This is a genomic window from Blastomonas sp., from assembly GCF_041747255.1.
Lineage (GTDB): Bacteria > Pseudomonadota > Alphaproteobacteria > Sphingomonadales > Sphingomonadaceae > Blastomonas.
This window is the reverse complement of record NZ_JBGTFM010000495.1, coordinates 1-8,792: the sequence shown is the minus strand read 5'-3', so window position 1 is coordinate 8,792 and position 8,792 is coordinate 1. Positions and strand designations below refer to the sequence as shown.

Genomic DNA, 8,792 nt, shown 5'->3' with positions numbered 1-8,792 from the left:
GGCGCGCTCGGCGTGGCTGGAGCGCAGGGCGCGGCGCTGGCGCTGGCCAACACCTTCAATCTGGTGCGTGACACCGATGACGGCGTGTGGAATGGCTTTAACGTGCTGCATATGGCGGCAGCGCGGATGGGCGGGCTGATGCTCGGCTGGGCACAGCCGGGCGGCATCGCTGATCTGGTCGCGGCACAGCCGAAGCTGCTGCTGGCGCTGGGCGCGGACGAGGTTGATTTCAACCAGTTCGCGGGCAGCTTCAAGGTGTTCATCGGCCATCATGGTGACAAGGGCGCGGCCGCAGCGGACGTTATCCTGCCGGGCGCGGCCTATTCTGAAAAGAATGGCACTTATGTGAACATCGAGGGCCGTGTGCAGATGAGCGACAAGGCGGTATTTGCCCCTGGCGATGCGCGCGAAGACTGGTCAATCCTGCGCGCGCTATCCGATGTGCTGGGCCACACCCTGCCGTTCGGCAGCTTTGCCGATTGCCGCGCGGCGATGGTCGCTGCGGTTCCGGCGCTGGGCTTTGAAGGGCTGGCGTCGTTCGACTGGTCACCGCCGACGCTTGATGCCAAGGCATCCGGCCCGGTCGGCTATCCGATCAAGGATTTCTACCTCACCAACGCAATCGCCCGCGCCAGCGCCACGATGCAGCGCTGCTCGGCTGAACTGCTCCACGGGACTGACATTCTGGAGGCGGCGGAATAATGGGGTTGGTTCAACAAAAAATTCGCCTTGCCAACGCGGCTCGGGACGATCTTGAAGAGATCGACGCGACCGCCTTGGTTGACACAGGAGCGATTGATTTGTGCATACCAAAGCTCGTGGCCTTGCAGCTAAAGCTCAAGACCATGGAGCAGCGGATGGTAACCTACGCAGACGGCCGCAAGGAACTGGTCGATTATGTGGGTCCTGTGAGGGTGGAGGTGTTTGGTCGCCACGCGTTCACAGGCGCCATGGTGATGGGAGATCAAGTCCTGCTTGGAGCAATCCCGATGGAATCAATGGACGTGCTGGTTGATCCGCGTCGTCAGATTTTGATTCCCAATCCAGACCATCCGAATATCCCCGGCGCTATGGCCATGGGCTTCAGGACTTCGCATTTATGACCGAATTTTTCCAATCATCGCTGGGTTTTGGCTGGGGCTGGTTCGTCGCCAACCTCATCTTCATCCTGCTGATCGCGCTGCCGGTGATGCTGGCTGTGGCGATTGTCATTTATGTTGACCGCAAGATCTGGGCGTCGATGGCGCTGCGGCGCGGGCCCAATGTGGTCGGGCCGTTCGGCATCCTGCAAAGTTTTGCGGATGCGCTGAAGGTGTTCCTGCAGGAAACGATCATCCCGTCGGGCGCGAACAAGGGCCTGTTCCTGATCGCGCCGATCATCACCTTCACGGTCGCGCTGATGGCGTGGGCGGTGATCCCGTTCGATGCCGGCATGGTGCTCGCCGATATCAACGTCGGGCTGCTGTATATCTTCGCGATTTCGTCGCTGGGCGTTTACGGCGTGATCGTCGCGGGCTGGGCGTCGAACTCCAAATATCCGTTCTTTTCGGCGTTGCGCGCGGCAGCGCAGATGATCAGCTATGAGGTCTCGAGCGGCTTTATCATCATCACCGTGGTGCTGTGGGCGGGCACGTTCAACATGACCGGGCTGGTCGTGGCGCAGCAGGGCCATGGCCTGGGCTTCGTCAATGCTTTCGGCTTCAACCTGTTGCTGTTTCCAATGGCGGTGATGTTCCTGATCTCGTCGCTTGCCGAGACCGCACGCGCGCCGTTCGACCTCACCGAGGCAGAAAGCGAACTCGTCGCTGGCTATCAGACCGAATATTCGTCGATGGCCTTCGCGCTGTTCTGGCTGGGCGAATATGCCAACGTGCTGCTGATGTGCACGCTCAATGCGGTGCTGTTCTGGGGCGGATGGCTGCCGCCGGTTGACTGGGAGCCGCTCTATGCGGTCCCGGGCATCGTCTGGCTGATCCTCAAGATCTGCATCTTCTTCTTCATCTTCAGCTGGGTGAAGGCGACCGTGCCGCGCTATCGTTATGACCAGTTGATGCGGCTGGGCTGGAAAATCTTCCTGCCAATGTCGCTGATCTGGGTCGTCCTGGTGTCGGGCTATCTGATGCTGACACGTTACGGGGTCTGAAGACATGTTGCACACCATCAAGGCCTTCACGCTTTACGAATTCATCAAGGCGCACGCGCTGACCTTGAAGTATTTTTTCAAGCCCAAGGCGACGATCAACTATCCGTTCGAGAAGAACCCGCTGTCACCACGTTTTCGCGGCGAACATGCGCTGCGCCGCTATCCCAATGGAGAAGAGCGCTGCATCGCCTGCAAGCTGTGCGAGGCGGTTTGCCCGGCGCTGGCCATTACCATCGAGTCCGAACCACGCGAGGACGGCAGCCGCCGCACGACGCGCTACGACATCGATATGACCAAGTGCATCTATTGCGGTTTCTGTCAGGAAGCCTGCCCGGTTGACGCGATTGTCGAGGGGCCGAACTTTGAGTTTGCGACCGAAACCCGCGAGGAATTGATCTACGACAAGGGCAAGCTGCTTGAGAACGGTGACAAATGGGAACGTGCCATTGCCGCCAACCTTGAAGCCGATGCCCCTTATCGGTAAGGCGCACGCGAAGTCGATTCACCATGGGTGTCCGTTCCGCTGGGAGAGGCGGTAAGGGCACCATCACCAGACCCGCTCGATTGGGCGTTCCGGGGGCTGCACAGCTTTGATCCAGACATTTACCTTTTACCTGTTTGCCAGCGTGGTCATCGCCAGCGGTGCATTTACGATCCTGTCGCGCAACCCCGTGCATTCGGTGCTGTGGCTGATCCTGGCGTTCTTCAATGCGGCGGGGCTGATGGTGCTGATCGGCGCAGAGTTCATCGCGATGCTGCTGGTGATTGTTTATGTCGGCGCGGTTGCAGTGCTGTTCCTGTTTGTCGTGATGATGCTCGACATCGATTTTGCCGAGCTGCGCGCCGGCTTCATGAAGAACCTGCCGCTGGGCATCGCGCTGGCCGCCGTGTTCCTGGCTGAGCTGGTGTTCGGCATCGGCGCATATCAGGCGGGCAACATCGCGCTGGGCAAGGGTGGGCTGCACCCGGCGCGCGAAGGCGCGAGCAACATCGAGGCAGTGGGTGAGCTGCTGTATACCCGCTACATCTTCCTGTTCGAAGGCGCAGGGCTCGTGTTGCTGGTGGCGATGGTCGGCGCGATTGTGCTGACCAACCGCAAACGCGCCGGGGTGAAGCCGCAGAATATCGCATCGCAGGTGCGCCGCCGTCCACAGGATGCGGTGCGCAACACCCAGCCCACCGTCGGCGAAGGGGTAGAGCTGTGACCCTTCGACAGGCTCAGGATGACAGGAGCCATCATAAGCTTTTTGGGGGAGCGTCGCGCCCATGATCGGCATCGAACATTATCTGGTGGTCAGCTCCATCCTGTTCGTGATGGGCGTGCTCGGCATCTTCCTCAACCGCAAGAACGTGATCATCATCCTGATGGCGATCGAGCTGATCCTGCTGGCGGTGAACATCAACCTCGTCGCGTTCAGCGTGTTCCTGGGCGACATGGTGGGGCAGGTGTTCGCGATGTTCGTGCTCACCGTCGCCGCAGGCGAAGCGGCCATCGGGCTGGCTATTCTGGTGATCTATTTCCGCGGTCGCGGGTCGATTGCGGTTGATGATATCAACCAGATGAAGGGTTAAGCGCATGGCCATCACCCTCATCGTCTTTCTGCCGCTGCTCGCCGCGATCATCGCAGGGCTCGGCAACCGCATCATCGGCAATGTGCCCGCCAAGCTGGTGACGACAGGCGCGCTGTTTGCCGCCTGCGCGCTCAGCTGGCCGATTTTCCTCGGGTTTCTGAATGGCTCGACGAGTGATTATGTCGTGCCGGTGCTGTCATGGCTGCGGTCGGGCGATCTGCAGTTCGACTGGGCCTTGCGCGTCGATACGCTGACTGCGGTGATGCTGGTCGTTGTCACCACCGTGTCGGCCCTCGTCCACCTGTATAGCTGGGGCTATATGGATGAAGACCCGGACCAGCCGCGCTTTTTCGCCTATCTGTCGCTGTTCACCTTCGCGATGCTGATGCTGGTGACGGCTGACAATCTGGTGCAAATGTTCTTCGGCTGGGAAGGCGTCGGGCTTGCGTCCTATCTGCTGATCGGTTTCTGGTTCAAAAAGCCCAGCGCCAATGCCGCCGCGATCAAGGCGTTCGTGGTCAACCGCGTGGGTGACCTGGGCTTCATGATGGGCATTTTTGGCACCTTTCTGGTGTTCGGCACCGTCTCGATCCCTGCGATCCTTGAAGCAGCGCCGGGCATGGCGGGCTCCAGCATCGGCTTCCTCGGCATGCGCGCCGACACGATGACGGTGCTGTGCCTGCTGCTGTTTATCGGCGCGATGGGCAAGTCGGCGCAACTTGGCCTGCACACCTGGCTGCCCGATGCGATGGAAGGCCCGACCCCGGTGTCGGCGCTGATCCATGCCGCGACGATGGTGACCGCAGGTGTATTCATGGTCTGCCGCCTGTCGCCGATGTTTGAAGTCAGTCCGACCGCGCTCGCGGTGGTGACCATTGTCGGGGCGAGTACCGCGCTGTTCGCAGCGACCGTCGCCCTGGTGCAGACCGATATCAAGCGCGTCATCGCCTATTCGACCTGTTCACAGCTGGGATACATGTTCTTTGCGGCGGGCGTCGGCGCGTATAGCGCATCGATGTTTCACCTGTTCACCCACGCGTTCTTCAAGGCCTTGCTGTTCCTTGGCGCAGGCAGCGTCATCCACGCGATGCACCACGAGCAGGACATGCGCTATTATGGCGGGCTCAGGAAATCGATCCCGCTCACCTTCTGGGCGATGATGGCAGGCACGCTGGCGATCACCGGGGTTGGCATCGTCGGCGTTGCTGGCTTTGCCGGCTTCTATTCCAAGGACGGCATCATTGAGGCGGCGTTCGCATCTGGCACGCAGGTCGGCCAATTCGCATTCAGCATCGGCGTGATCGCGGCCTTGCTCACCAGCTTTTACAGCTGGCGGCTGATGTTCCTGACCTTCTTCGGCCAGCCCCGCTGGATCGAGTCAGAGCATATCCAGCACAGCGTCCACAAGACGCCCGCGCAGGCGGGCGCGGATACGACAGGCGGCTATCACCCGCACGAAAGTCCGCTGTCGATGCTGATCCCGCTCGGCCTGTTGACCGTGGGCGCGGTGGTCGCAGGCTATGCGTTCTATCATCCCTTCCTGTATGCCGAAGAAGGCGAGGCCTTCTGGGCCGGCAGCATCTACTTCAACAGCGATCTGATGCACGCGATGCACGAGGTGCCGTTGTGGGTGAAGCTGTCGTCGACCGTCGCGATGCTGATCGGGCTGGCGACCGCAGTTCTAATGTATGTTGTGAACAAGGGCCTGCCCGCAAAATTGGCCGGAGCGATGTCGGGATTGTATCGGTTTCTGCTCAACAAATGGTATTTTGATGAGCTTTACCATCACATCTTCGTCAAACCCTCGTTCGCGCTGGGCCGGTTCTTCTGGAAGGTCGGCGATGAAGGCACGATCAACCGGTTTGGCCCCGATGGCGCGGCGGTGCTCGTCACCTCGGGCAGCCGGATGGCGATGAAGCTGCAATCGGGTTTCCTTTACAGCTATGCCCTGGTGATGCTGCTCGGCCTTGTCGGTGCATTGACCTGGCTGATGGTGCGCTGACATGAACGATCTGGGCTTTCCCATCCTGTCGCTGATGCTCGCCGTGCCGATGGTGGCGGCGGTCGCGTGTCTGTTTTCAAGCGCCAATACCGCGCGCTGGCTGGCGCTGATCGCGACGCTGATTGATCTGGCGCTGGGCATATTGCTGTGGGCGAATTACGACATCGGCGGCGCACAATGGCAGTTTGTTGAAAGCCTGCCCTTGTTCGACCGGTTCAGTTGGGCGCTGGGCATTGATGGCATCGCGCTGATGCTGATCATGCTCTCGGTGTTCCTGATGCCGATCTGCATCGGGGCGAGCTGGGAATCGATCCAGACCCGTGTCGGCGAGTATATGGCGGCGTTCCTGCTGATGGAGGTGCTGATGATCGGCGTCTTTGCAGCGCAGGACATCTTCCTGTTCTACATCTTCTTTGAGGCAGGGCTGATCCCGATGTATCTGATCATCGGCATCTGGGGCGGCGCGGACCGGATTTACGCCAGCTACAAGTTCTTCCTCTACACCCTGCTCGGATCGCTGCTGATGCTGATCGCGATGTTTTGGATGGTCAACGAGGCCGGCACCAGCGACATCCCGACGCTGATGGCCTACAACTTCCCGGTCGAAGCGCAGTCGTGGCTGTGGCTGGCGTTTTTCGCGAGCTTTGCGGTCAAGATGCCGATGTGGCCGGTGCACACCTGGCTGCCCGATGCGCACGTGCAGGCGCCAACGGCGGGATCGGTCATCCTCGCGGGGGTGCTGCTCAAAATGGGCGGCTATGGCTTCCTGCGTTTCTCGCTGCCGATGTTGCCCGATGCCTCGGTCGATTACATCTGGCTGATCTTCGCGCTGTCGATGGTTGCGGTAGTATATACGTCGCTGGTCGCATTGGTGCAGACCGATATGAAGAAGCTGATCGCCTATTCGTCGGTCGCGCATATGGCGATTGTCACCGTCGGCCTGTTCGCGTTCAACCGGCAGGGGCTCGAAGGGGCGCTGGTCGTGATGCTCAGCCACGGTCTCGTCTCGGGCGCGCTGTTCCTGTGCGTCGGCGTCATCTACGACCGGCTGCACACGCGTGAGATCGACCGTTACGGCGGCCTCTCGATCAACATGCCGCGCTATGCTTTGCTGTTCCTGCTGTTCACGATGGCCTCGATCGGCCTGCCGGGGACCAGCGGCTTTGTCGGCGAGTTCCTGGCGTTGGTCGGCGTCTACGAGGTGTCAAGCTGGGTCGCGATTGTCTCGACCACCGGCATCATTCTGGGCGCGGGCTATATGCTCTACCTGTATCGCCGCGTCGCTTATGGCGTGATCAGGACCGACGATGTCGCCGCAATGCCCGATTTGAACAGGCGCGAGATCGCGCTGCTGCTGCCGATCGCCATCGTGGTGCTGTGGATGGGGGTCTATCCCGAAAGCTTCATGGCCCCGATGCGCAAGGACGTTGGCGCGCTCGAAGCGCGGCTGGCGGCGGTCAAACCGCTGGGCGATGCGCAGGTCAGGCTGGGGGCAGCCCCTGCCATGACGCCCGCCGCGCATGCTGAAGAAGGCCTTCACAGATGAATTACGCGCTTTGGTTCCAGCTGGCCTCGCCGGAAATCCTGCTTGCCATCTCTGCTATGGTGCTGCTGTTGATCGGCGCGTTTGGCGGCGTGAAGGCATCGCGTCTGGTCAGCATCCTGACTGTCGCCGCGCTGTTTGGCGGGTTGGCGCTGTCGCTCAACTTTTTGCTGCGGGATGGCTTCTCCGAAGGCGCGGACGCATTCTACGGCTTGTATCGAATGGACCGCTTTGCCTCGCTGGCCAAGGTGCTGATCTTTCTGTCGGTCATCGCCTGCGTAATCGTCGCGCCAAGGTTCTTTGCGCGCAATAATGCAATGCGGCCTGAATACCCCATCCTTATCCTGTTCGCTTCGATCGGCATGGGGCTGATGGTCTCGGCAGTCGACCTTCTGACGCTGTACATCGGCCTCGAACTCAACAGCCTCGCCGCATATGTGCTGGCAAGCTTCCTGCGCAACGATTCGCGCTCGGCCGAAGCGGGCCTCAAATATTTCGTGCTCGGAGCGCTGGCGAGCGGCATCCTGCTGTTCGGCATGTCGCTGCTTTACGGCTTTACCGGCACAACCAGCTTCATCGGCATCCAGACCGCGCTGGCCGATGGGGTGCCCACCGGCGCGCTGTTTGGCATCGTGTTCGTGCTTTCGGGCCTCGCATTCAAGATCAGCGCGGTGCCGTTCCACATGTGGACGCCTGACGTGTATGAAGGCGCGCCGACCCCGGTCACTACCTTCTTCGCCACTGCGCCCAAGGTTGCGGCGCTGGCGCTGACCATGCGCGTCGCCATCGAAGCCTTCGGCGGCCAGCAGGACGTCTGGCAGCAGATCGTTATCTTTGTCGCGATGGCGTCAATCCTGCTGGGCGGGGTAGCGGCGATCGGCCAGTCCAACATCAAGCGGCTGCTTGCTTACAGCTCGATCAACAATGTCGGCTTCATCCTCATTGGCCTTGCCACCGGCACGCCCGAGGGCGCATCGGCGATGATGACCTATCTGATCATCTATGTCGCGATGACGCTTGGCAGCTTCATTTGTGTGCTCGATTTTAATGACCGGCAGGGCAGACCGGTCGAGGAGATCGCCAAGCTCGCCGGACTTTCGAAGACCCGGCCGGGGCTGGCAGCGGCGATGGCGATGTTCATGTTCAGCCTCGCCGGATTGCCGCCGCTGTTCGGTTTCTGGGGCAAGTTCCTGGTGTTCGATGCGGCGGTCGCGGCGGGGCTGATCCCGCTTGCCGCCATCGGCATCGCCGCGTCAGTGATCGGCGCGTTCTATTATCTCAAGGTCATCAAGGTCATGTATTTCGATGAAGCCGTCGATGTCATTGCGCCCAGCGATTCATCGGCGCGCATGGCGCTGATCACGATGACCGCGCTGTTCGTCTCGCCGCTCGGCTATCTGGCGACATTGGCGCTGAGTCCTGTGACGGCAGGCGCAGCCAAGGCACTTTTCTGGTCAGCCTGATCGAAACGGTCGCGCTGACCGCATCCACCAATGCGGACATGCTTGCGCGTGCCGAAGCCGGCGCGCCCG

The 8,792-nt window shown here is 60.8% G+C and carries 9 protein-coding genes; all 9 read left to right on the top strand.

What is annotated here, in order from left to right; genetic code table 11:
• Positions 1-702: molybdopterin-dependent oxidoreductase (locus ACEW8G_RS16415; protein WP_373489467.1), on the top strand; the 702-nt coding region annotated here is incomplete at its 5' end.
• Entirely contained in the window at positions 702-1,103 is a 402-nt protein-coding gene (locus ACEW8G_RS16410; protein ID WP_373489466.1) for a clan AA aspartic protease, read from the top strand. The genes ACEW8G_RS16415 and ACEW8G_RS16410, both read left to right, overlap by 1 nt.
• Positions 1,100-2,143, top strand: a complete 1,044-nt coding sequence (nuoH, locus tag ACEW8G_RS16405; protein ID WP_373489465.1) for an NADH-quinone oxidoreductase subunit NuoH — start codon at positions 1,100-1,102, stop codon at positions 2,141-2,143. Before ACEW8G_RS16410 ends, nuoH begins: the two co-directional genes overlap by 4 nt.
• A gap of 4 nt (positions 2,144-2,147) precedes the next feature.
• Positions 2,148-2,627 (top strand): NADH-quinone oxidoreductase subunit NuoI, encoded by a 480-nt coding sequence (nuoI, locus tag ACEW8G_RS16400; RefSeq protein ID WP_373489464.1) that lies wholly within the window; start codon positions 2,148-2,150, stop codon positions 2,625-2,627.
• A 106-nt stretch (positions 2,628-2,733) separates the two neighbouring features.
• The gene (locus ACEW8G_RS16395; RefSeq protein ID WP_373489463.1) at positions 2,734-3,348 is read left to right on the top strand and encodes an NADH-quinone oxidoreductase subunit J; all 615 of its coding nucleotides are present in this window, start codon (positions 2,734-2,736) and stop codon (positions 3,346-3,348) included.
• Positions 3,349-3,409: 61 nt separating this feature from the next.
• Positions 3,410-3,715: an NADH-quinone oxidoreductase subunit NuoK gene (nuoK, locus tag ACEW8G_RS16390; protein ID WP_373489462.1), complete on the top strand. Its 306-nt coding sequence runs from the start codon at positions 3,410-3,412 to the stop codon at positions 3,713-3,715.
• 4 nt (positions 3,716-3,719) lie between these two features.
• A complete protein-coding gene (gene nuoL, locus ACEW8G_RS16385; protein WP_373489461.1) occupies positions 3,720-5,717 on the top strand; it encodes an NADH-quinone oxidoreductase subunit L in 1,998 nt (665 codons plus the stop codon).
• A gap of 1 nt (position 5,718) precedes the next feature.
• The gene (locus ACEW8G_RS16380; protein ID WP_373489460.1) at positions 5,719-7,263 is read left to right on the top strand and encodes an NADH-quinone oxidoreductase subunit M; all 1,545 of its coding nucleotides are present in this window, start codon (positions 5,719-5,721) and stop codon (positions 7,261-7,263) included.
• Positions 7,260-8,723 carry an NADH-quinone oxidoreductase subunit NuoN gene (gene nuoN / locus ACEW8G_RS16375; protein WP_373489459.1) on the top strand — a complete coding sequence of 488 codons (1,464 nt, stop codon included), beginning with the start codon at positions 7,260-7,262 and terminating at the stop codon, positions 8,721-8,723. Before ACEW8G_RS16380 ends, nuoN begins: the two co-directional genes overlap by 4 nt.
• Positions 8,724-8,792: the final 69 nt, after the last annotated feature.